At 43.3% G+C, this 23,958-nt stretch carries 25 protein-coding genes and 1 riboswitch; of the genes, 7 read left to right on the top strand and 18 right to left on the bottom strand.

Going from position 1 to position 23,958, the window contains the following annotated elements:
• Nucleotides 1–52: 52 nt before the first annotated feature.
• Genes MKY99_RS12310 through MKY99_RS12300 form a run of 3 tightly spaced genes read right to left on the bottom strand, consistent with a single transcriptional unit; the run spans nucleotide 53 to nucleotide 2,375 of the window.
• Complete coding sequence (locus MKY99_RS12310) at nucleotides 53–805, bottom strand: amino acid ABC transporter ATP-binding protein (RefSeq protein WP_042187521.1); 753 nt, start codon at nucleotides 803–805, stop codon at nucleotides 53–55.
• A 14-nt stretch (nucleotides 806–819) separates the two neighbouring features.
• A complete protein-coding gene (locus MKY99_RS12305; RefSeq protein WP_076299420.1) occupies nucleotides 820–1,488 on the bottom strand; it encodes an amino acid ABC transporter permease in 669 nt (222 codons plus the stop codon).
• 50 nt (nucleotides 1,489–1,538) lie between these two features.
• A complete protein-coding gene (locus tag MKY99_RS12300; protein WP_339270739.1) occupies nucleotides 1,539–2,375 on the bottom strand; it encodes an amino acid ABC transporter substrate-binding protein in 837 nt (278 codons plus the stop codon).
• A gap of 223 nt (nucleotides 2,376–2,598) precedes the next feature.
• Nucleotides 2,599–2,702, top strand: a riboswitch (TPP riboswitch).
• A gap of 267 nt (nucleotides 2,703–2,969) precedes the next feature.
• On the opposite strand from MKY99_RS12300, the gene MKY99_RS12295 reads away from it, so the two are divergent.
• From MKY99_RS12295 to thiE, 6 genes are read left to right on the top strand one after another with little or no spacing between them, the layout of a single operon-like run.
• Nucleotides 2,970–3,665 (top strand): ABC transporter ATP-binding protein, encoded by a 696-nt coding sequence (locus tag MKY99_RS12295; RefSeq protein ID WP_339270738.1) that lies wholly within the window; start codon nucleotides 2,970–2,972, stop codon nucleotides 3,663–3,665.
• On the top strand, nucleotides 3,646–4,419 hold the full coding sequence (locus MKY99_RS12290; protein ID WP_339270737.1) for an ABC transporter permease: 774 nt from the start codon (nucleotides 3,646–3,648) through the stop codon (nucleotides 4,417–4,419). The genes MKY99_RS12295 and MKY99_RS12290 overlap by 20 nt, the downstream gene beginning before the upstream one ends.
• The gene (locus tag MKY99_RS12285) at nucleotides 4,416–5,450 is read left to right on the top strand and encodes an ABC transporter substrate-binding protein (RefSeq protein ID WP_339270735.1); all 1,035 of its coding nucleotides are present in this window, start codon (nucleotides 4,416–4,418) and stop codon (nucleotides 5,448–5,450) included. The genes MKY99_RS12290 and MKY99_RS12285 overlap by 4 nt, the downstream gene beginning before the upstream one ends.
• A 40-nt stretch (nucleotides 5,451–5,490) precedes the next feature.
• Nucleotides 5,491–6,285 (top strand): hydroxyethylthiazole kinase, encoded by a 795-nt coding sequence (thiM, locus tag MKY99_RS12280; RefSeq protein WP_339270733.1) that lies wholly within the window; start codon nucleotides 5,491–5,493, stop codon nucleotides 6,283–6,285.
• Between the two features lie 22 nt (nucleotides 6,286–6,307).
• Nucleotides 6,308–7,135: a bifunctional hydroxymethylpyrimidine kinase/phosphomethylpyrimidine kinase gene (gene thiD, locus MKY99_RS12275; protein WP_339271609.1), complete on the top strand. Its 828-nt coding sequence runs from the start codon at nucleotides 6,308–6,310 to the stop codon at nucleotides 7,133–7,135.
• Nucleotides 7,125–7,781, top strand: coding sequence for a thiamine phosphate synthase (gene thiE / locus MKY99_RS12270; protein ID WP_143764012.1), 657 nt, complete (start codon nucleotides 7,125–7,127; stop codon nucleotides 7,779–7,781). The genes thiD and thiE overlap by 11 nt, the downstream gene beginning before the upstream one ends.
• Here the strand turns inward: thiE and MKY99_RS12265 are convergent.
• The 15 genes from MKY99_RS12265 to MKY99_RS12195 form a co-directional block, all read right to left on the bottom strand.
• Nucleotides 7,762–8,454 carry a pseudouridine synthase gene (locus tag MKY99_RS12265; RefSeq protein ID WP_339270731.1) on the bottom strand — a complete coding sequence of 231 codons (693 nt, stop codon included), beginning with the start codon at nucleotides 8,452–8,454 and terminating at the stop codon, nucleotides 7,762–7,764. The two genes, thiE and MKY99_RS12265, sit on opposite strands and share 20 nt — an antisense overlap.
• A gap of 114 nt (nucleotides 8,455–8,568) precedes the next feature.
• Nucleotides 8,569–8,751: a DUF3934 family protein gene (locus MKY99_RS12260; RefSeq protein ID WP_042187505.1), complete on the bottom strand. Its 183-nt coding sequence runs from the start codon at nucleotides 8,749–8,751 to the stop codon at nucleotides 8,569–8,571.
• A 115-nt stretch (nucleotides 8,752–8,866) separates the two neighbouring features.
• Nucleotides 8,867–9,265 carry a hypothetical protein gene (locus MKY99_RS12255; RefSeq protein WP_339270729.1) on the bottom strand — a complete coding sequence of 133 codons (399 nt, stop codon included), beginning with the start codon at nucleotides 9,263–9,265 and terminating at the stop codon, nucleotides 8,867–8,869.
• A gap of 116 nt (nucleotides 9,266–9,381) precedes the next feature.
• Nucleotides 9,382–10,467 carry an aspartate-semialdehyde dehydrogenase gene (gene asd / locus MKY99_RS12250; protein WP_076282867.1) on the bottom strand — a complete coding sequence of 362 codons (1,086 nt, stop codon included), beginning with the start codon at nucleotides 10,465–10,467 and terminating at the stop codon, nucleotides 9,382–9,384.
• A 125-nt stretch (nucleotides 10,468–10,592) separates the two neighbouring features.
• Nucleotides 10,593–11,195 (bottom strand): response regulator transcription factor, encoded by a 603-nt coding sequence (locus MKY99_RS12245; RefSeq protein ID WP_042187498.1) that lies wholly within the window; start codon nucleotides 11,193–11,195, stop codon nucleotides 10,593–10,595.
• Nucleotides 11,195–12,331 carry a sensor histidine kinase gene (locus MKY99_RS12240; protein ID WP_339271607.1) on the bottom strand — a complete coding sequence of 379 codons (1,137 nt, stop codon included), beginning with the start codon at nucleotides 12,329–12,331 and terminating at the stop codon, nucleotides 11,195–11,197. The genes MKY99_RS12245 and MKY99_RS12240 overlap by 1 nt, the downstream gene beginning before the upstream one ends.
• A 161-nt stretch (nucleotides 12,332–12,492) precedes the next feature.
• Nucleotides 12,493–13,557 (bottom strand): fatty acid desaturase, encoded by a 1,065-nt coding sequence (locus tag MKY99_RS12235; RefSeq protein WP_042187494.1) that lies wholly within the window; start codon nucleotides 13,555–13,557, stop codon nucleotides 12,493–12,495.
• 169 nt (nucleotides 13,558–13,726) lie between these two features.
• On the bottom strand, nucleotides 13,727–15,325 hold the full coding sequence (locus MKY99_RS12230; protein ID WP_339270726.1) for a response regulator: 1,599 nt from the start codon (nucleotides 15,323–15,325) through the stop codon (nucleotides 13,727–13,729).
• A gap of 16 nt (nucleotides 15,326–15,341) precedes the next feature.
• On the bottom strand, nucleotides 15,342–16,688 hold the full coding sequence (locus MKY99_RS12225; RefSeq protein WP_339270724.1) for an extracellular solute-binding protein: 1,347 nt from the start codon (nucleotides 16,686–16,688) through the stop codon (nucleotides 15,342–15,344).
• Between the two features lie 33 nt (nucleotides 16,689–16,721).
• On the bottom strand, nucleotides 16,722–18,446 hold the full coding sequence (locus MKY99_RS12220; RefSeq protein ID WP_339270722.1) for a sensor histidine kinase: 1,725 nt from the start codon (nucleotides 18,444–18,446) through the stop codon (nucleotides 16,722–16,724).
• A gap of 83 nt (nucleotides 18,447–18,529) precedes the next feature.
• A complete protein-coding gene (locus MKY99_RS12215) occupies nucleotides 18,530–19,393 on the bottom strand; it encodes a carbohydrate ABC transporter permease (protein ID WP_094868591.1) in 864 nt (287 codons plus the stop codon).
• Nucleotides 19,390–20,343, bottom strand: coding sequence for a sugar ABC transporter permease (locus MKY99_RS12210; protein WP_042187483.1), 954 nt, complete (start codon nucleotides 20,341–20,343; stop codon nucleotides 19,390–19,392). Before MKY99_RS12210 ends, MKY99_RS12215 begins: the two co-directional genes overlap by 4 nt.
• A gap of 156 nt (nucleotides 20,344–20,499) precedes the next feature.
• Nucleotides 20,500–21,855 (bottom strand): extracellular solute-binding protein, encoded by a 1,356-nt coding sequence (locus MKY99_RS12205; RefSeq protein ID WP_042187481.1) that lies wholly within the window; start codon nucleotides 21,853–21,855, stop codon nucleotides 20,500–20,502.
• Between the two features lie 136 nt (nucleotides 21,856–21,991).
• A complete protein-coding gene (locus MKY99_RS12200) occupies nucleotides 21,992–22,594 on the bottom strand; it encodes a hypothetical protein (protein ID WP_339270721.1) in 603 nt (200 codons plus the stop codon).
• 329 nt (nucleotides 22,595–22,923) lie between these two features.
• Nucleotides 22,924–23,517 (bottom strand): manganese efflux pump, encoded by a 594-nt coding sequence (locus MKY99_RS12195; protein ID WP_339270720.1) that lies wholly within the window; start codon nucleotides 23,515–23,517, stop codon nucleotides 22,924–22,926.
• A gap of 181 nt (nucleotides 23,518–23,698) precedes the next feature.
• Here MKY99_RS12195 and MKY99_RS12190 point away from each other — a divergent pair, with 181 nt between their 5' ends.
• The gene (locus MKY99_RS12190; RefSeq protein WP_042187476.1) at nucleotides 23,699–23,911 is read left to right on the top strand and encodes a hypothetical protein; all 213 of its coding nucleotides are present in this window, start codon (nucleotides 23,699–23,701) and stop codon (nucleotides 23,909–23,911) included.
• The last annotated feature ends 47 nt before the right edge of the window (nucleotides 23,912–23,958 follow it).

The following is a 23,958-nucleotide window of genomic DNA, read 5'->3' as shown; positions in this document are numbered from 1 at the left end:
AAAAGCAGCCCAGGTATAGTCCTGAACTGCTTTTTTGCATCTTGATCTTCTTCTATACTTCTTCTCCACTAATTCTGTTCAGAAATTGCAGAGCACGAGGATGCTGCGGATGCTCAAGAACTTCTTGTGGAGTCCCTTGCTCTAGAATATGGCCTCCATCCATCAGAATGATCCGGTCAGCCACATCCGCAGCAAATTTCATCTCATGGGTCACTATCACCATAGTCATTCCCTCTGCCGCTAACTGTTTAATAACCTTAAGCACTTCCCCCACCAACTCAGGATCAAGCGCAGAGGTAGGCTCATCGAACAACAGCACCTCTGGATCTACTGCCATGGCACGAGCGATAGCTACCCGTTGCTGCTGGCCACCAGACAGTTGGTGCGGATAAGCATCCGCTTTGTCCGCCAAGCCAACTTTAGTTAACAACTGAAGGGCACGTTCGCGTGCTTCGTCCTTGGATCGTTTCTGGACCGTCACCTGCCCCTCCATCACGTTGCCTAGTGCAGTCATATGCGGAAAAAGATTATAGGACTGAAAGACCATCCCTGTTTTTTGGCGTAATGCCAAAATGGACTTCTGGGGGATTTTCTTGTTATCCGTGAAATTAATTTTAATATCACTGAGCGATAAGCTTCCTTGATCAGGTACTTCAAGCAGATTAAAGCACCGTAAAAGCGTTGTTTTGCCTGAACCCGATGGGCCAATAATGACCAGTACCTTGCCATGTTCCATTTCGAGATCAATGCCCTTTAATACCTGCAGCTCACCGAAGGATTTATGCAAATTAAGTATTTCAATCATAATTGTCTCCCCCTTTAGCTCGCAGAGTAACGACTCAGTCGTTTCTCCAAGTAATTTTGCAGTGCTGATAACACTGAGCAGAATAGTAAATAGAACAATCCTGCTTCGCAATAGATCAGCAGTGGCTCATAGGAGGTGGAAGCAACCTGCTGTGCTGTTCTGAACATCTCCGTATAGGTAATGGTCGCTGCCAGTGAAGTGTCTTTGACCAAGCTAATAAAGGAATTCGATAACGGCGGTACAGAAACACGGGCAGCTTGTGGCAGTATAACGCGGCGCAGTGCCTGGGCACGAGTCATCCCAACGGAGAAGGCCGCTTCCCACTGACCTTTATGTATAGACAGGATAGCAGCACGTATGATTTCTGATGAATAAGCTCCTACACTAAGCGTGAATCCAATGGTCGCGGCTATGAAAGGGTCGAGCACGATTCCAACTGCCGGCAAACCATAGAAAATAATAAACAGTTGTACCAACAAAGGGGTTCCACGAATGACCCATACATAAAAGCGAGCGATCAGCTTCGGAAGTACCCACGGGGAGAGTCGAGCTAATGCAGTCAATATCGCTAAGATCAGTCCAAGTGCAAATGATATCAATGCCAAAGGAATGGTAAAAGCCACCCCAGCTTTTAGCAGGGGTAGCAGTGAATCTAAGAAGATTTGTATTTTGCGGTCATCCATTTTTAGACATCCTTTTTGGTTCCAAGCTGGTTAGCTTCTGAAACCTTGTATTATTTTGAAACGTCAGCACCAAAGTATTTCTCAGAAATCTTTAAGTATGTGCCATCGCTCTTCATTTCAACAATTGCATCACTAACTGCTTTTACCAACTCATCGTTGCCTTTTAAGAAAACAGCTGCGCTTTGCGAACCGTCAGGAATCTCATCTACCACTTTAATTTTCACATCAGGCTTTTGCTTTTTCAGGTCTAGATAAGACAAACCATCATTTACAGTCGCATCAATACGGCCTGAGGTCAATAGGTCCATCGCTTGATTGAACCCGTCTGTAGCAACGATTTCAGCACCGTTCTCACGGGCGATATCGGACAGGTTACTGGTTAGAGATTGTCCGGCTTTTTTACCCTTAAGATCTGCAAATGTTTTGATATCCTCATTGTTTTCACTTACTATCAATACTGCTTTAGATACGATATACGGTTCAGAGAAATCATATTTCACTTTACGATCTTCATTAATGGATACTTCGTTAAAAATAACATCAAAACGCTTGGCATCCATCCCAGCAAAAATACCGTCCCACTGTGTCTCAAAAAATTCTGGTTCAACACCGAGACGCTTCGCTACTTCCTCAGCAATTTCTACGTCAAAGCCGGTCAGTTTCCCCGAAGCGTCATGATAAGTAAAGGGTGCATACGTCCCTTCTGTTCCTATACGCAATTTGCCGCTAGCTTTAACAGCTTCCAGACTGTTTTGCGCAGTGACTGTATTTCCACCATTCGTTCCAGCTGAAGAATTTTTAGAAGTATCGGTATTCGAATTATTGCCGCAGGCCGCTACAAACACCACGGTTAACGCCAATAGAATAGTTAAACTTAGTTTTTTCATTATTAATTCCCCTCTCTTTACCCGGAATTCATCCGGTAAATTGTATACTACACTGGCTGCTGTTTACCGTCAATGATTTTTTCCGATTATATACATCGGAATTGTAATATTAGGTAAATCTCTACCCTTATATTACCCATTCTTAGAATAATCCTTCACAAGATCCTCTCTTTACATCTCAGAAAGATATGGTATATTTATAAACAAATTAAATATGGACCTGTTATTTCACTAGGGGAGTCGGCCGACTGAGACGGAGCTTCAAGCTCCGGACCCTTGGAACCTGATCTGGATCATACCAGCGGAGGGAAGTGGAGCAGAATTTTCATCCCATGCATTTTTAGTGTTCCTATGCTGAATGAACTTTTTGACCCATTTATTTCCCACCGGAAATGAATGGGTCTTTATTTGTTTACAATCAATCACAAAACTTAAGCGTAGGCTTTCGAAGCAAGTTTTGTACGATGCTTTCCAAGAAGCCAACGCTCACAAAACTTTTTAGGAGGTTCGATCATCACGACAATCCTATCCATTCAAGGCTTAACCTACTCCTTTCCGGAATCAGAACAACCCCCTGTATTCGCAGATCTATCCATGGATATCAGGCAAGGTGAGTTTGTTTCTGTCATTGGGGCTAGCGGATGCGGAAAAAGTACGCTTTTCAAAACTATAGCAGGCTTGCTCGAACCCACTCATGGGAAAATAAAAATTCATTCGAACTCGTCATCCTCTACTCGCTTAGGTCAGATCGCATACATGCCTCAGCAGGATTTGCTGCTGCCTTGGAGAACCGTGCTCGACAACTGTCTTTTGCCCTGGGAGATTAAACCAAGGTTTAGTAAACAACAGACGATCTCTCACATTCGGGAAATGCTGTCACGCTTCGGTTTGGCCGATGTAGAGAGGGCTTATCCCCATGAGCTATCGGGTGGCATGAAACAGCGAGTCGCATTTCTACGAACGCTTGTAGCTGGCGGCGGGGCCAGTCTTATGCTGCTAGATGAGCCATTTGGAGCGCTCGACGCTATGACCAAACGTGAGATACACCGTTGGCTGTTGGAGCTTTGGGATGAGCTGGATCAAACAGTGATGCTCATCACCCATGATCTAGAGGAAGCGCTGTTACTAAGCGATCGGATTTATTTATTGTCTGGAGGCGTGCATAGCGAACTACAGGAGATCATCGTTGATTTACCGAGGCCAAGACATTACAAGATGAACTATGAACCCCGGTTTATAGCGTTACGGGAAGAGTTGGAGCGGAGACTGTATGCATCCCATACCTTTTAAAAAATATTTAAACAATTACGGCCCCTTCATTCTACTGCTATTGTTCATTCTTGTGATCTGGGAATCAGCTGTTCGTCTTCACTTGATTCCAGCCTTTATCCTACCTGCACCTTCTTCAATAGGTATCGCATTGATCGAACACAGGCAATTACTCAGACCGCATTTATTGGCGACACTACAGGAAATATTGGTAGGTTTTGTTCTCTCGGTTATCTGTGGTTCACTGCTGGGCACCGGAATGTTCTTGTTTCGCCCCCTTGAAAAGGCCATCTATCCGTTCCTTATTATCAGTCAGACGATCCCGTTAATCGCGCTATCCCCCATTTTCATTATGTGGTTCGGTTATACGCTGTGGAGCAAAGTGGCTGTTGTGTTTCTAACTGCTTTTTTTCCAGTCGTTGTGAGTACATATGACGGACTTCGTACAAGTGGTCAAGCCTACAAAGACTTATTGTTAACATTTGGCGCAAACCGCTGGCAACTGCTTGCTAAAACCCAAATCCCGCTGGCGCTGCCCTCTTTTTTCTCAGGACTAAAGCTATCCATTGTGTACTGCGTGATTGGAGCAACCATCGGCGAATGGCTTGGAGGCAGCAAAGGACTCGGTTACTTTAGCCGAAGGATGGCCGGAAATATGCAAAGTGCCGAAATGTTCGCCGCTGTATTTCTGTTGTCCGCGCTCGGTGTAGTGTTGTTTCTGATGATAGCTCTGCTCGAACCATTATTTTTAAAGAAAAGAGGATCTAAGCAATGAATGATTTTAATTTCCAAAGAAAATGGCTTATTCCCGTATTTCTCATATGTTCAGTCCTAATCTTCACCAGCTGCGGAAAAGCATCCAATGTAAGTAGTCCTCCTGCTAATTCATCTAATAACGAAATTAAACAAACGCACAAGCTGACGGTTATGCTCGATTGGTATCCCAATGCCGTTCACTCTTTTTTATATGCTGCTGAGCAGAATGGTTATTTCCAAGAGGAAGGTCTGGACGTAGAGATCCAAATGCCCGCAGACAGCAATGACGCACTGAAGCTTGTAGCAGCGAATCAAATCGATTTAGCGCTTAGTTATCAACCTCAGGTGCTCATGGCACGCAGTGAGAACATTCCAGTACGTTCGATTGCAGCGATTGTGAGGCATCCGCTTAATCATTTGATGGTACCTCAGGCTGGTGACATTCATAGTCCAAAAGACCTCACAGGTAAACAGATTGGGTATTCTTCCATTCCTCTTTATGAAGCCATGATTCGTACGATGATCCAAAACGATGGGGGTGACCCTAAGGCCAGCAAATTAATAGACGTAGGCTTTGACCTTATTCCGGCGATTGCGACGGGGCAAGTGGATGCCATTATGGGAGGGTTCATTAACCACGAACAATTAATCCTGGAAAAAGAAGGTCATCCCGTGAACTCGTTCAATCCCACGGATTATGGAGTCCCCGATTATTATGAGCTAGTCCTTGTCGCCAGCGATCAAGGAATACAAAATTCTGAATCCTATTTCAAAAAGTTTGTAAATGCAATTACAAAAGGACAACAATTTGTGCAGGATAATCCGGAAAAAGCGTTAAATTTGCTGCTTGCACACGAAGATGAGACCTCTCCACTCGATAAGCAAATTGAAGAGAAGAGCCTGGCGATTCTACTACCGCTAATGAATGCGGGTGATCAAGATTTTGGATATCAAGCGCCAGCGTCTTGGGAGAAGGTAAGACAGTGGCTATCGGACAATGATTTACTGTCTACTGACATCAAAGCTGAGGATGCTTTTATTAATTTTTAAACATTAGCTATTCGCTCATAAAACTTGAGGAGGAATAATCATGAGTTATCTATCCAAAGTACGGGAATCCAATCCACTGGTCCACAATATCACCAACATCGTCGTAGCCAATTTCTCAGCCAACGGTCTTTTGGCGCTCGGTGCCTCCCCCTTTATGGCGGATGCTCACGAGGAAGTGGTCGATATCGCTGCATTTTCATCTGCCGTAGTTCTAAATATCGGTACACTGAATGACTACGCCATTCAATCCATGGTGCTCGCGGGACAATCTGCGAATAAGCACAGCGTTCCCTTAGTTCTTGATCCAGTGGGTGCGGGAGCCACTTCTTATCGAACAGCGGTCACTCAAAAGCTAGTGAATGAGATGCAGATTACCGCTCTACGTGGCAATGTTGCTGAAGTTGCCAATGTCATTGGTGAAAGCTGGTCTATTAAAGGGGTAGATGCAGGCGAAGGGGATGGCGACGTAGTCGTCTTGGCTGAGACTGCCGCGCGGAAGTTAGGCTGTGTAGTTATCATCACCGGAAAAGACGATGTCATCACAAATGGAGATAACACCTACATTGCCAGCAACGGTCACCCTATTCTAACGAAAGTAACGGGAACCGGTTGTCTGCTAAGTGCAGTAGTCGGTGCATTTCTAGCGGTAAGTGAAGGAGCATCTCTTGAAGCCGCAGTCGAAGCCCTCTCCTTCTATGGCGTGGCTGCTGAAATCGCCGCTGAACTAACGACTGGACAAGGTCCGGGGAGCTTTCAAATCGAGTTTCTAAATCAATTGAGCTTGGTCACAGCTGAAACTTACCAAGATAAATCAATAATCAAGCAACTCAGATAACAACCCTAAGGAGTGAACAATGATGATATATAAAGCTTTAACTATAGCCGGATCGGATAGCGGTGGTGGCGCTGGCATCCAAGCAGATCTAAAAACCTTTCAGGAGCTTTCTGTATATGGAATGAGTGCTCTTACGGCTGTGACAGCCCAGAACACCCTCGGAGTTCAAGGCGTTTATCCGTTGACACTGGAAGCTATTACTCAGCAGCTTGATTCCATTGGACTTGATCTGAAGCCGGATGCTGTGAAGACCGGGATGCTTTTTAACAGTGACATCATACGTATCGTAGCAGAGAAGATCCAGCAATACAGCTGGCGTAATCTTGTAGTTGATCCTGTGATGGTTGCTAAAGGGGGTTCCACGCTGCTACAGCAAGAAGCTGTTCAGTCCTTAATCAATCATCTCCTCCCGCTAGCCTTAGTGACGACACCCAATATTCCAGAGGCTGAAATGATTACCAACAGAAGCATCACTACTATAGACGATCGTAAAGAAGCGGCTAAAATCATTCATGCCATGGGCTCTAACTATGTAGTGCTAAAAGGTGGGCATGATACCTCAACTAAGGCTGTTGTGGATCTCCTATATGATGGTCACGAATTCATCTTTATGGAGAGTCAACGAGTTCAGACTAGACACACGCACGGCACAGGCTGCACCTATTCAGCAGCAGTCACTGCCGAGCTTGCTATGGGCAAAAGCGTTCCCGAAGCAACACACATAGCTAAAGCTTTTATACAAGCGGCGATTGAAGACGAGCTGGGCATAGGGGCTGGACATGGACCTACGAATCATTTTGCATATCAGAATAGATTGCGAGGGATGAACCTTGAAGCAAATAGACAGTGATCAACTGCGGGATTTATTAAAAGTCTATTTCATTATGGGCAGTGTGAATTGTCGGATAGCCCCAGCCAAGGTATTAAAAGAAGCGGTCGCGGGAGGCATAACGATGTTCCAATTTCGTGAAAAAGGTACGGGGGCATTAACTGCCCAAGTTAAATTTAATTTAGGAAGACGGCTCCAAAAGATATGTCGTGCTAACGGAGTCCCTTTTATCGTTAATGACGATATTGATCTAGCCATCGCCCTTGATGCGGACGGCATTCATGTAGGACAAGATGATACCCCTGCGCTGGCTATTAGGCAGCTGCTTGGCGAGGATAAGATCGTTGGTGTGTCCGCTCATTCGCTCGCCGAAGCTCGGCAGGCGATAGCGGATGGAGCCGATTATCTGGGCATTGGTCCTGTTTATCCTACCTCTTCCAAGGAGGATGCCCAAGCTGTTCGAGGCACATCAGTTATTGAAGAAATACGAAACAGCGGCATTACGATTCCTTTGGTTGGCATAGGCGGGATCACGGTGCACAATGCAGCACCAGTACTAGCTGCGGGTGCGGACGGTATCTCCGTTATCTCAGCTATTGCGGGCGCTGAAGACATCACCTTGGCAGCCAGAGGATTTGTTCACGAAGTTAATTTAAGCGGGTCATAAGCTCACTCAGCTCTTCTCCGCTCAAATGCCGCCATTGTCCTCGCTCCAAACTATCAAGTGTAATATTCATGATTCTTATACGCTCTAGCTTTAGTACTCTATATCCAAACTCCTTGCACATTCTGCGTATTTGCAGATTAAGGCCTTGAGTTAGGATAATTCTAAACTGACATTCCGCGATCCGAGAGACCTCACAAGGTTTTGTTGTGACGCCAAGAATATCCACACCACTAGACATGGCATGTATGAATTCTGACGTTATTGGCTTGTCTACATGAACTACATATTCTTTTTCATGCCCATTCTCGGAACGCATCATTTTGTTTACGATATCTCCATCGTTGGTTAACAAAATGAGGCCTTCCGAGTGTTTATCTAATCTGCCGATCGCAAAGATCCGTGAGGGATAACCTACAAAATCTATAATATTCCCAGCTACATTTGGCGCAGCTGTACAGGTGATGCCTATCGGTTTATTCAGCGCGAGGTATACCGGCTCCCCTTTACTGCTTGTTATGGGCTCTCCATCAATCCATACGATATCCTCTGGCTCTAAAAGAATATTCGCATCACAGACGATGCCGTTAACAGCGATCCGCCCTGCGGCAATGAGTCGTTTCGTTTCCCTTCTGGAACAGAAGCCTGTTTCGCTTATATATTTATCGATTCTCACTGATAATCCTACTTTCCTTCTGATACTGATACTTGCATCTATCCATAAAAAAACACCTGATTTTAACGATCAAAATCAGATGTTAACCTTCAGGAATAATTGATTTCAAGGGAGCTATTTCGAGCTTCCGCTTTTTTTCACGTTATTGCCCTTGCTTCCACTTGCATCTTTAGCGCCTGGACCCGTGGTTGGAGCACCTTTTGCAGGTTTAACTGGCTTTGCTGTTTTGTTCCAGCGTGTCCAGCCCTTACTCCCCGTACCTCTGCCCGTGCCGCCACCTTTACTTTTTGCACCCATCTTATCACTCCGTCAGTCATTCAGAATTCGTATAGTTTATACACTTCATCTATTTTACCACACTCTCAAACTTTCTGGTTAAGTAATAGCTCAGCTTCGACTAACGATACTCTGACTAATATTTAGCATCTTTATTCATTTCATGAATATCAAAGGTATCTTCATGTATTTCAATGGCGATGACAGTACCCTCTTTTTCGAAAAATTGCACATGCCCTAACCGCTTATCCTCCAGTTCCACCCAACCAGCATCCTCTAATTTATTAAAATAGCTGTCAGGCCGGTAAAGACCTTGTTCTCCCCCTATATTATCCAATTCGTACTTTACGCCTATTTTTATATTAGGGTTACTTGAAGTTGTCGTCACTTCGATTTCCTTGGCGTTCTTCGGAACAGGAATTTCAGCATTGATAGAAGATATTCCGTACTCTTGCTCCACTTGAGTTGATGATGTACATCCGCTTGTGAATAGTATTAAAGGTAACCATATAAAAGTTAATAAATATTTATACAAGTATATCAGCTCCTTCCCCAACTTATTTTACCAAATCAATCCATTAAAAAACACCCCACCAAAGACTAAGCTTTGATGAGGTGTCTATTTCGAATCAGCTTTACAGCTCATCCATTTTATTTAGGCTGAATATAACCTTCTGCTTTCAGAAGCTCAGCGATCAATACAGCACCGCCAGCTGCTCCGCGCAGTGTGTTATGGGAGAGACCTACGAATTTGTAATCATAGATGGCATCTTCGCGAAGTCTGCCCGTTGATACGCCCATACCATTCTCAATATCACGATCCAGTTTGGTCTGTGGACGGTTCTCCTCTTCGAAATAAGTAATGAACTGTTTAGGGGCGCTAGGCAGTTCAAGCTCTTGAGGACGTCCTTTGAAGCTATTCCAGAGTTTCAGAATCTCTTCTTTGGATGGCTTTTTCTCAAAAGAAACAAATACAGCAGCCATATGTCCATCCGCTACAGGCACACGGATACACTGCGAAGTAATGGTTGGCGCTTCACTTTTTACGATACCTTCTTCTTGCACGCTTCCCCAGATGCGCAACGGCTCTTGCTCGCTCTTCTCTTCTTCGCCACCAATGTAAGGAATCACGTTGTCCAGCATTTCAGGCCAGTCAGCAAAAGTCTTGCCCGCACCCGAAATTGCTTGGTAAGTGGTGACTACAACTTTAGATGGGTTGAATTCTTTAAGTGCATGAAGCGCAGGCACATAACTTTGAATGGAGCAGTTAGGTTTAACCGCAATGAAACCAGTCTCAGTGCCCAGACGTTTTCTTTGCTGCGCAATAACCTCAAGATGCTCTGGGTTAATCTCAGGAATGACCATAGGCACGTCCGGTGTCCAACGATGCGCTGAGTTATTAGAGATAACTGGAGTGCCTGTACGAGCATAAGCTTCTTCGAGCGCTTTAATCTCTTCTTTTTTCATGTCTACTGCGCAAAAGATCAGGTCTACGTCCGCAGCTACTTCTTCTACCTTAGAAGCATCTTGAACCATAATATTCTTCACGTTCTCAGGCATTGGAGTGGATAGCTTCCATCTGCCCTTGGCCGATTCTTCATACGTTTTCCCAGCAGATTTCGCACTGGCAGCAATCGCAGTTACTTCAAACCAAGGATGATTCTCTAGAAGGGCAATAAAACGTTGTCCTACCATACCTGTGCCGCCAACTATGCCGGCTCTTAGCTTTCTTGACATCAGAAAATACACTTCCTTTTGATTAACTGTCCTATTGTGAATAATAGGCCGATAATTAATGATATACGGGTCGAGAACATTTGGCGAGTGTTAACATCAAAATAACATTAAAAAATTTAATATTTTCATTTAAACCAGCCTTTTTCCTTAAATCGAGTGATCGCTTCAATCCGATTTCCCACATCCAGCTTATCGAGGATAACAGAAATGTAGTTCCGAACCGTACCAGTGGTAATGTACAGCTCGCTGGCAATTTCTTTCGTATTTTTGCCATCGGCGATCAGGCCGAGTACTTCCTTCTCCCGCTGAGTCAATGGATTAACTTCACCACTGTAGGCTTCATCCATCAGCTCCGGTGCATACATGCGTCTGCCTGCCATAACATTCCGGATAGAGAGTGCCAGCTCTTCACTAGGACTGTCCTTCAGTAAATAAGCATGAACACCCGCTTTGAGCGCACGTTCGAAATATCCCGCCCGGGCAAAGGTCGTTAATATCATCGTTTTGCAGCCGCTAGTCTTCAGGGCTTCTGCAGCGTCGAGACCACTCATTGCCGGCATCTCAATATCCATAATACAGATATCCGGTTTAAGCTGCTGAACCATTGCAACAGCTTCTTCCCCGTTACTTGCTCGGCCTACGACCTTCATATCCTCTTCTAAATCGAGCAAAGAAGCCAACGCCCCGAGGAGCATTCGTTGATCCTCAGCGATTACAATTTTAATCATTATAGGATAACCTCCTGTTCCTGATGTTTGAATGCATTGGGTACTTTAATTACAATTGTAGTCCCGCTATCTCTCACGATGTCCATACAGCCATTTACGAATTCAAGACGCTCTCTCATGCCTTGCAGGCCATGGCCTTTAAAATAAAGGTCATTCCCAGGTATACCGGTCCCATCATCTTTTACTTTAATGACTAGATCCGTCCGTGAAGGTTCAATCAGAATAGAGCAAGACTTTGCCCCGCTGTGCTTCACAACATTAGTGACAGCTTCCTTTATACACATGCTGAGGACATTCTCCGTAATCAATGATGTATTTGTTAGCTTCGGGTTCCCCTCCAGCATATAATCAATCTCCGCAGCCGCAAGGAACTGCTGAATATGAATCAGTTCATCTTCAAGCCGAATGCCACGCATTCGCGTAACCATCTCACGAACCTCTTTCAGCGCACTTCTCGCCGTTTGTCGAACATCATTGATCTCTGCTTTTGCTTGGGTAGGATTAGAGTCGATTAGCTTTCCTGCCAAATCACTCTTCAGACCAATTAATGAAAGCTTCTGACCTAATGTATCATGAAGATCTCGCGAAATCCGTTGTCGTTCTTCAAGCTTAACGAGTTCGGATATCCGTTTATTGGCGTCCTCCAATTGGTCTTGCAGCTTCTCTTGATTGTTACGGTTGTAGGTAGTGATGGGTAGAAGAATCACTGCAATCATGCTAACAAGGACGAACGGAAGCTGGCTAATAAACACTGAATTACGCGAGAGCAGCTCATAATTGATTGTAATGATCGTAGTTAACAGATGTATGGAGTACAGTGTGAAGAACCCCACTCGATTCTGTATGTTCCCGATAAAAAAGGCTAGAAAAAGTGCAAAATACATATATCCGAACAAAAGCGTCATCGTTATAGACACTAATATTTGAACACTCGTCCAGAAATAAACCAGCCACCCCTTAGAAACAAAGGAAAGCACGTAACAAACAAAAAATACAGCAATCATCAAGATTCCCCAAACTACTTGGTAGGTAGAGGAGGAGCGAAAAATAAAATAAAACGGTAGAATGTAAAAAACGACCCACACATAAGGGCTGAGACCTGTGCTTTTATGAAAAATATGATGCCACTTTTGCATGACCGCTCTCCTTTTTTCCATACATTACTCTCCTTATTCTATCACAAATTCAGTGAAAATCTGTTGAACCACTACGATAAATAGAAAAAGATTAGAGCCACGAATGATTTCTCCGGCTCTAACCTTTCTATATAATCCTATTTTGTTCGAACCTATAGTTATTATTCTCCTTGGAGTCTAGTCTTATGAACTTGCAGGACTTCTCCCGCTACCTTAGGTTTGCTTAGTCTCGACTTTACCTCTTTAAAGCTGATGAAGCACTTATTCTCCTCATCCCAAAGACGGAAGTGTAGAGCCTTCAGGCTAGTGCTAAGCGTTATGGTCGTCGCCTTTTGCAATGGTGGCGTAGCATTATGTGCTTTTTCTAAATTATAGTTGGGTACCTTTGGACTTAAATGATGGACATGGTGGAACCCGATGTTCCCTGTGATCCATTGCAATAGCTTAGGTAGCTTGTAATATGAGCTTCCCTCTACTGCAGCCATAACATAACTCCACTCCGATTCATTCTCGAAGTAGGAATCCTCGAACTGATGCTGAACATAGAACAACCATATTCCGAGAAAACCGGATACAAAGGCTATTGGCAATTGCACCATGATAAAGGCTTGCCAGCCGATCGCCCAAATAAGCAATCCGTAGAGAGCTGCGATAGATACATTTGTTAAATAGGTATTCATCCGTTCTTTACGTCTAGCGCCTTTAGCATTAAAGCGATATTGAATCATAAAAACAGCAATAGGTCCTAAACCGAACATCACGAGTGGATTACGATAAATCCGGTAATACAGACGTTTCCAGGATGAAGCTGCTTCATATTCATCGACAGTCATAATCCATATGTCACCAATCCCTCTTTTATCGAGGTTACTGGAGCTGGCGTGATGAATGGAATGACTATGCTTCCACTGCCGATAAGGAACAAGTGTAAGTACACCTGTAATCGTTCCGATAATGTCATTCGCTCTACGATTTTTAAAGAACGAACCATGTGTGCAGTCATGGAAAATAATAAAAGTTCGGATTACAAATCCTGCTGCAGGAATGGCCAACAAAAGGGTGAGCCAGTAGGAAACGGATAAAGAGAAATAAGCTCCGCCCCATAACAGCACAAGTGGCCCTAAAGTATTAATGAGCTGTCTTATGCTCGCGTTGCGGTCGTTTTTTTCGTAAGGGGCTACACTTTTTTTAAGACTGGAGAGCTGTGATGTCTGTTTTGTAGTCATCTTTATCGTTTCCTCCTTGATGTGTCTGGCTAAGGATCTTTTTATCTATCCTAAGTATAGGAGATAAAGTGTCATCCTATAAGTCATAAACATCAAGTAAAGGGTATGATAAATGTCATACTTATGCCCTATTTTCCCCCTTTTGCTATGCAATCCGTGTACTTCTTCGTTAATTAACCTGCCTCGTATGCTCTTCACGATATTCCGTAGGCGTCTGACCGCTAGCTTTTTTAAAGACTTGAGTAAAATATCGTGGATCCTGATAACCAACTAGTGGAGCGATCTGATATACCTTCACATTACTACTTTGCAATATATCCTTCGCCTTCTCCATTCGACAGTGAGTCACATACTCCAAGAACGTATAGCCTGTTATTTGTTTAAATAAAGTACAAAAATGACTGACACTAAGATCGGCAAGCTCCGATACTTCTTCAATACTTAAGTCTTTATAGTAATTACTCTCGATATAACGTTTCGTCTTCTCGATGGAACTGCGTGTGTCTTCCCGATTCACAGGTTTACTACCTTGATCCAATCGCTCCCCAAATTCTTCCTTCAACGCAGACATCATTTCACTCAAGGTAACCAAATGGTGCAGCTTACTTAGTAATCCATGTAGAGACCAATCCGAATTTAGATTCAAATGTTCAAAATGTCTGTATAACACAACAACCATTTCCACAAGAAGACGTTCTGCTATCTCTTTAGGAATAGCTTGAGCCTCAATATATAATGCCAACTCATCAAACAATGATGACATTTGGTTTCTATTCAAGGTACGAATACTCTCTATCAACGAGGTCTCCAGCTCTTTTGGATATTTCACTTCTGTATTGTCTGCGAAGGTTGTTTCCTCATCTATATACACCCCGGCAAGACCATAATAGAAACGTTGATACAAAGCCTTCGCAGCCAATGGATACACCGTACTTAATTGATCAATCCCTTGTGTACAGCGGCTGATTCCTACAGAGCAGCTTAGCTTGGAGTATCTTTTGATCCCTGTAATTAAATGTTCACCTAGTTCTCTTCTGCTCGCGCTTAAAGATCCAGGAAAGAGCAATATCCACTCCCCGTTATGAAAAGGAAAGACTGTAAGTACTCCATGTTCCAGAGACCACTCTTCAACAATATTACGGATCGCAAACAGCCACAGCCGCTTTTCTTCCACACTCCACTGCCCAGTAAGCACAGAATAATCATCCAATTGGACAACAGCCATGAAATATCCACTCTCAAGTTCACTGTTCTCCAGCCATTTCAGGTGCTCAAGCGGCCTTGCATTTCCCAAAGTAATTTCAGCAAACATCCGTTCACGAGCTAGCATCGACAGCATCTGAACGGAATGCATCATCTGATCGTTCTCTTTTTGCTCATCCAGCCTCGTTTTCGCTCGGTATAGCATTTCAACCAGTTCGTCATGGTCGATGGGCTTCAGCAAATAATCAAAGGCTCCCTGACGCAAAGCTTCTCTCGCATATTCGAACTCCCCATAACCACTTATAAAGATAAATACCAGCTTAGAATTCTTTGGTAATACTTCCTTCATCAAAGTGATTCCGTCAATCACAGGCATACGGATATCGCTGATTATAATATGCGGTGTAGTTTCTTCTATTAAGCGGAGGGCTAGTTCTCCATTTCGAGCCTCTCCCACAATTTCCATCTGGAGATCATCCCATGGAATAGCTACTTTTAGACTACGAAGAATTATCGGCTCATCATCTACGAGCAGTACTTTATATTTCTCTTCTATCTCATCCATTCCAGCACCTCCATGCTTATTGAACACTTGAGTTTTGGATCAGATTCCAGTATTCCATCGATGATGCCTGCACTAGCTTTAAAGCGTGATCTGCAGACATTTCTTCGTTAATCATTTTTTCGATGACACTTAGGAACATTTTCTTAACTTCAGGTGATAATACGTTATCGTAAGGCACAAAGCTCTTGCGGTTCACTTCCATCATTTCCATCACTTGCGCGAATACCGGACCGGTCTTCTCCGGATCAAAAGCAATACGAATGGATGGAATTCTCAGTCCTTCATATACAATTCGGGTCTGAACTTCCTGCGTGTAAAAAGCCTTCATAAGATCCAAAGCGGCTTCCCGTTTAGCTCCATTAAGTTCGGAGGAAAGACCGATGCCGATGGTATATCCCCCCGCAATCGAAGGCTCCTCTCCTTGCTTCAAGGCAGGAAATGGAATAACGCCTACCTCATTCTGAAAATCAGCTGGAGCCGCACTACCAGAAAATAAATTGATATCCCAGTTCCCGTTTAAATACATCGCAGCCTTGCCACTTGTAAACAAACCGACTGCATTTTCAGTTGAGAGATCATTAGACTGGGTGCTAAAGGCACCTTCTTTTATCCATTGATCCAAATGCTCAAAAGCCTTTAAATAGGACTCATTCTGAAAGCTCGCTTGATCTTCACCTGTAATTAGCTTCTGAATCAGCTCGGAGCCAGCATAACGATCCATTAAATAATGTGCAAAGATCCCGGCTGGCCAGCGATCCTCGTTCCCGAGTGCAAACGGAATATATCCTCCAGCCTTGAGCCCCAGTATGACATCATCGAGTTCTTGAAGCGTTGTAGGCGCCCCGAGACCAAGCTTGTTGAAAATAGTCTTATTGAAATACAGTGGTTCAGCGTTTCCTTCGATGGGCAATCCATAAATATGGTTGTCAAAGGTCCATAGATGCAGATCCTTGAATTGATTGGTTAGACCGTTTTCTCGGACAAAATCAGTCAGATCAACCAGCCGATTGGAGCGCACGTACGGCTCTATTTCAGCTCCACCAAATAAGACAAACATATCTGGTGGCGTGCCAGTAACCATTTCGCTTTTCAGTTTTTGTTCACGGTGAATCGTCTGGTCTAGTCCTTCAAAATTGACCTTCACATTCGGATGCGCAATTTGGTATTTATCCACGATCTCTTCAAAGATAGCCAATAGTGGCCGATCATGCTCTTTGATCCAGAAATGACGGAAGGTCAGCGTTATTTTTTCTGGTGAGTTATCTTCAATCGGTTCGTGATCTCCTAAAGTAATAAATAGAACAGCGCCAGATATCAGCACTAGATATATCCACATCCAGCCCCACTTCAATAACCACTTCATGTCAATCTCCCCCTGTTTCCTCTGTATGATCGATTATGGCAGTATTTTTGGTATACGAATTCGAATCGTTGAACCAAATCCAGGGGATGAACACACAAGTAAGCCATATGGACTGCCGAATCGGATATTCAGGCGCTCATGAACATTCTTAAGCCCTACGCCACTGTCACTATATTTCTTCTGGCCGCCTCCCTCGTTATCCCATAGATTCATCATCTTGGCTAAGTCGAAGCCCGGACCGTTATCTTTTACGATAATGATCATATCCGTACCCATTTCATAGGCTGTGATTTCTATGATTCCAGGGTCCTCCATCGGCTCAATCGCATGGTACAATGCATTCTCTACAATGGGCTGAACAATCAGCTTTTGAGTCATAAACGTTCTAAGATTCTCAGGAAGATTTATAATATACGAGAATTTATCCTCGAAACGAAACTTTTGAATATCCAGATAATGGCGAACATGTTCAAACTCCATTTGCAGAGGTATCAGCTCTTGATTCTGACTAATACTGATTCGCAGCAGCTTGCCGAGTGAAATGACCATTTTACTAATATCTTTATTACCTTGCAGCACGGCCATCGAATTAATCGATTCTAATGAATTATAAATAAAATGAGGATTAATCTGCGCCATTAATGCCTTCATTTCCGCTTCCTTTTTGCGACCCTGCTCCGTCTGCACTTGCACAATCAACTCGTTGATCTGTGTGCTCATCCGGTTAAAGCCATCAATCAGAAAATCACTTTCATCATCCGCACGATAACGTGTAGTGATAGGTGTAAAAATCCCCTGCTTCACCCGTTTCATCCCGTTGACCGCGCTGTTAATGCTATAAACGAGCCTTCTAACAAAATATCGGTCAAACAAAATGGCGGATAACAATGAAACCGTACTCAAAATAATCGCAATATTACGAATAGATATAGATTCCGAAGAGATTAGATTCATCGGTGTAATCGCTGCCAAATACCAGTCTTTATTATGTGAAGGAAGGAAGGTTATGAGTGATTTTTCCCCCTGATAGTTGTCGATGTAATAGTTTTGTTCCTTGGCATAATCATTTTCTAAAAAAGGGAACTGCGTGCGCTGCCCAATATGTTCACCGGATTTGTTAAAAACGATATTCCCCAGCTTGTTCACCAGCAGAATATCACCCTTCTTAAGAGTTGCTGCCTCCCAGAAAATCTGATCCAGTAAATCAGGTTTAACATTAACGACCAAATAGCCTATATCTTCAAGAGAATAATAATCTTTGATTACTCTGGCTTGCACAAGTACCGGATGGCCCGATAACGCCGAACCGTTCTCACCAGGTCCTGACCATACAGGGCGACCCTCAGCACTTTCCATAGTATGAAACCAGCTCTGCTTCTTCATCTCCTCAAAGGACATCGGCGCATTGTATTGATAAAGCAACCGATCTTTACTATATAAACTAAATGAAGTAATCATCGGGTGATTAATGAGTAAATTGTTGAGTTCCTGCTTGCGATCATAGGTGAGCACAAAGTTAGTCTGCTTTAGCGATTGTTGAATAACCGGTTGTGTGATCGCAGAATTTGAGATCGAGGAGATCTCACTAAGGGCGAATTTGAGCTTTCGATCCGTTTCGAGTAGTGAAACCCAGTAGAAGTTACTTGATTTTTTCTCCATAGCGTTAGAGAAGTTAACGTAAGTAACAATCCCCATCAGAATCACTGGAATAAAGACGAGAAGAATAATAGCGAACAAGATTTTACGGCGGAGCTTCATGGTATTCCCCTTCCCCCTGCTGTCTCTGTCCTCTAGTATTCTTCACGAAACCGCCCATTCCCTTGTAAATGTTAAAAGTAAAATCAGCTCTTAATAGCTCCTGAGGTTAGTCCTGCAATTACCCAACGACTAAATAACAGGAAGACGATCAGCAGTGGCAAGGTCGCCGTAAACGTAGCTGACATGATCATTCCATAATCCAGACCGTCGCGATTGGAGAATAACTGCTGGAGCGCGATTTGTATTGTAAAATGTTCTTGGTTCTTTAACACGACCAAAGGCCAGAAGAAGTCATTCCATACGGTCATAAAATTCAGTATGCCTAGAGTTGCCATAGCTGGAGTGATAACTGGAATGGCGATGTTCCAGAAGATCCGGAAATGTCCTCCGCCATCAATCCGTCCAGCTTCGATCAGTTCCGTATGTACAGCTGTAGAGATATACTGCCGCATCCAAAAGATCCCAAAGGCATTAACCATTGCAGGAACAATCAGCGCCTTGAAAGAGTCGATCCAGTGGAGCTTGGCCATAATTACATAAGTAGGTAACACACCAAGCTGCTGGGGTACAAATAGAGTGGCAATAACAAAGTAAAATAGAATATTTTTAAACGGGAATTCATATTTAGCAAAAGCATAACCAGCCAGTGTACAGAAAAATACGACCGATATGGTTACCATAGACGAGACGAATAATGAGTTTCCAAGGGCTTGGAAGAAATCCGTTTTATCCAGAACCCGCTGGAAATTATCAAAAAACTGGTTCCCAACCGTAAGCAAAGGGGGGACATGGAATACTGCGCCCCTATCATTTGTGCCAACTACAAACATCCAGTAAAAAGGAAAGATGGACACGAGTGCACCAAGAATCAGAATGAGATAAAATCCTACTTTGCCGAAAATCCCAAGATCATCCGGATCTTTTTTTAATAGACGCACAGTACTCACGCTTTACCCCCTCCTGTATCTCCACCCATGCGGCTTGAAACCAGCATATTAAGGACAGAAAATATAATCGTGACCACAAACAGCAGGACTGCCGTAGCCGCCGCCGTACCGAAGAATCCATTGCGGAATGCCTCGCTGTACAAATAGGTAACCATAGTGATGCCTTCCTGACGTGTAGATCCCGTTCCTGATTGTCCTAAGAATACATAAGGCTCAGTGAACAGCTGCAGGGCGCCTATAGTCGAGAGCAAAGTGACAAATACGATGAACGGTTTCAGTAATGGCAATGTAATGAAGGTTAATTGTTGCCTTCTGTTCGCTCCATCAATACGGGCTGCTTCATACAAATCCGTCGGAATACTTTGAAGTCCTGATAGAAAAATAATGGCATTATACCCTGTCCAGCGCCACATCACCATGGTTGAGATCGCGATTTTGACCCCCCACCAGCCAGAGTTGAAGGCCACACTATCAAGCCCTAAACCACTGAGCATCCAGTTGATCATCCCGTTGTTCCCAAACAGCGTACTAAACACCAGGGTAACCGCAACGATAGACGTAATATTGGGCATGAAAAAGAGAACACGGAACGTTTTCTTGAAACGAGTCATCCCCGAATTCAACAATACGGCAATCAAAAGCGCCAATAGGATCTGTGGAACAGTTCCGAGCAGTCCCATAATTAAGGTGTTGCTAAAAGAAATCCAAAAGGTAGGGTCGCTTGTGACCAATTCATAATTTTTCATTCCTACGAATTTCATAGGATTCAAGGCATCCCATTTAAAGAATGAGAGGTAGATCGTAAAGAAGATCGGATATAGTCCAAATATCGAGAACAGAATAAAAAAAGGAGAAATGAAAGTATAAGCGGTGATGCGGCTCCTTCTTTGTTCAGTTAAAAACGGGCGCTTGCTCTCGGCATGCGGACTCGAAATAACAGGCTCAGCCATGTCACACCTCCAGGTAATCTAACGTATTAAGCAAAAACGTCTTCCGCGTCTCTATAAGGACGCTAAGCGTTTATGCGAGATAAATCCGAATTCATAGAGAATACCGTTCTCCATGAATCCGGACCTTCTAGAAATAGAGTGCTTTTATTAGAAGTCTTAACTGCGTTCAGCCAGTGTTTTCGCTTGTTTTACAGCTTCATCCCACTCTTTAGCCGGATCAGCCTTTTTCTCCAGCACATTTTTCAGTGCATTTTTGAAGAAGGTATCGGTTTGGTCATGAAGAGGACCGTAGTATACAGGTTTTACACGATTAGCAGCTTTACCAAATTCAACAGCTGTTTGTTGTCCACCGAAGAATTCATCTTTGAAATCTACGAATGCCGGATCTTCGTACAGTGCTGGAATGGAAGGCATCAAACCTTTTGTTTTGAATGATTCCAGTTGATTATCCTTGTTATCCATCCATGCGATAAAGTCATAAGCTTCTTTGGAATGCTTACCTTCTTTAGGGAGTGTCAGGAACGAACCACCCCAGTTACCAGCACCTTCTGGAAGCTGCGCGATTTTCCATTTGCCAGTGGAGTCTGGAGCATTACTCTTAACATTCCCTGCCATCCAAGCAGGTCCCATAACCACTGCAAATGATCCGTCGTTCATGCCTTGGCCCCATTCGGGAGACCAGAGCATCACATTGCTGATCCAGCCTTCTTGGATACCTTTAACTGTGAAATCATAAGCTTTGCGAACTTGCGGATTGGTGTCTCCGATAAAGCTGCCATCCGCTTTGCTGAAATAGATTTCATCCGCAGATTGGTCACGTAATGCGTTAAATGTAAGATCAGTAAGGTCTACAAAAGGTTTGCCTGTCTTTTCCTTGAAAGCTTTGGCTACAGCTGCGAACTTGTCCCAAGTATCAATCGCTGCGCCGAATCCCTCGGAGTCACTTGGCAATCCCGCTTCTTCAGCCAAATCTGTTCTGTAATACACAACCGTTGGACCGATATCTGTAGGAAGACCCAGCTGGAAGCTTCCATCTACGGAAGAGGCTTGTTTCCATTTCCAATCCAGATAGTTCGCTTGAATATCTTTGGCTCCGAGATCATTCAGGTTATAGAATTTATCCTGTGCATTGATAAAACGCTCCATGAAACCGATTTCAAGTTGGAAAATATCTGGTGCGCCCGACCCCGCCGATAAAGCAGTGGTCAAATTATTATGGTGAGCCGTTTGGTCACCGGTATTTTGAACCTTGATCGTAACGTTTGGATGTTCCTTCGTGTACTCTTTCGCTAGATCCTCGTAGTTCACGTTACCGAGTGTCCAGAAAGAAAGTTCGATTTTCTCAGCAGGCTCAGTACCCTCGTCTTTTGCAGGTTCACTTGTGCTTGCTGCGTTGTTACCTGTATTTTTACTCGATGCATTATTCTCGGCGTTGTTGCCTCCGCATGCTGCCAGTGAACCTACAAGCATGATAGCGACTAACGAAAGCGCCAAGTGTTTTACTTTATTCATTCCCCTGTACCCCTTTCAAAGGTTTCTCTTACAAGATTTAGTGTACAGGGTTTATATTCTTTTTTTGAGGAGGCAAACTTCCGATTTATGGTGGAAATACTTCTGATTCAATTAAAAAAAGCCCTCATAAGAGGACTCAAAGTTCATTACCATAAAATTTGTTTTCCCCACCAGCGTTTTTATAGGCTCTGAGAACGTTTAGCATGGCCTGTTTCTGACGTTTACTCAGTACTATGTCTTCCTGGTATAAACCCAATCCTGTCAATCGCACAATTGTTTTCTCGGCATTAGCCATCGCCTTTATCATCTTTAAATCTTTAAGATAAACAGTATCTTCATAAACTTCACGTACAGTACTATAAGAAAATGATTTCTTTATTAGAATTCCCGCATTATTAGTAACTTCAAAAACTTCATCATCTGCTCTAATCTCAATCCACTTTGTGTCAATCTGACGATTACCTATATAATCAACCACATAATGAAGATTTGAGACAATACCTTCTTCGTTTTTTATGAAATAAACGTAAAAATCATTCTTGTCTATGTTATCAATGGTTGTTTGTGCATAATAGACTGAGAATTCTCCAAACTCATCCCTCTCCTCAATCAGACCAGATAATGCTTTATTGACTTCTTCGGGTGATTTCGTGGGTTCCGGTGGTGTATTCTGCACATTTGAAGAACATGCTGATAAAGATATGACTAGGAGCATCAAATAAAGTGTTTTTCTATTCATGCCTCTTCTCCAGCTCTGTAGCTTGCGCGCTGTCATCGGTAGCATTATGCCCTAAAGTTTCGATAATCTTCTTTTTCAATGTCTGACCTCCAATATATTAATATACCAAGTATATCCAAAAACCGGGTGATAGGGTAGGACATTGTTAAGAGACTACGAATGTACCGCTGCAGCTAACTACATCTACAATGCCGTCGATATGAGTTCCACGATTAACGGTTTGTGATTGTTTTCGTTAGATTTTCCAGCAAGCGTTCAAAAATCGTTGCTAACAAACCACATTCAATTGAATGTGGTCTTAAACATTTACTTCGTATCTTTGACCTTCCTTAAATCAATATTTCATACAGACCTATGCCTACTAATAACAATCCACCGATAAGATCAGAATGTTTACCTAGCCAAGTTTTGGACATTCGATTCCCGATTTTCATTCCAGCAGCAACAGTGATAAACGAAAAGGCACCCACTGAGATCGCTGTGAATGTTGCGTTCACGCCGCTGATCCCTGCTCCAAAGCCTGTAGCAATGCAGTTTATAGCCAACGCCACACCAAGCCAAATCGATTCTTGCCATTTTAAAACATGACGATAGCCAGTATCTGTAGAAGATGTGCTGAGGACGTTGCTCTCTATATCCATGCTTACATTTGAAGTTGGTTTTTTATGCACAGCTCTAATACTCCAGATTCCCATAAACAGAATCAAGCACCCTCCAATGGCATTTCCATTCGCTTCAGTAAAATATTCTGACACATACTCACCTGAAGTTATTGAGATATATGTAGCCAGCATCGACAGAACAGCAATAATCAGATTAGAAAATGTTGTAATTCTTGTGGACCTAGCGCCAAAGGAAACGCCTATTCCTAAGTTATCCAAATTTGAAGCCAACCCAATAATGATGATGGAAAGCCAATGCATATCTAGACCCCCTTAATACATTCATAACTATGTTATGTCTGAGATGGGCGTATAGAATTTTGTCCAAATGTGCTGCTCATAGAATGTTCGTCAGCTTCATTTATATTGGATTTCTCATGCTTCCACAGGTATACTATTTTTATTTCTAACTTCATTAATGATCAAAAGGAGTTAAATACTTATGCCAATTAACCGCCCGCTGCTAACAGACAGCGATTTCCAAGAAGCCGTTGACCGCAAACTACCTGTTCGTGTATTTCAGGACGATCATTTGGTGAATTCAGGGGCCACTGTTGTCCGCTTCACCGATTCTGATGTAGTTATTCAGTCGAGGGTTAGCGATCTGACTTATTACGCTCGTAAGAGTTGCCAATTTTATGAGGTTAGACCCTAAAAAAAGCCGGAACACACTGACCCTTGGGATCAATGCGTTCCGGCTTT

Source organism: Paenibacillus sp. FSL R5-0470, assembly GCF_037975205.1.
Taxonomy (GTDB): Bacteria; Bacillota; Bacilli; order Paenibacillales; family Paenibacillaceae; genus Paenibacillus_AQ.
This window is presented reverse-complemented; position numbering and strand designations above follow the sequence as displayed.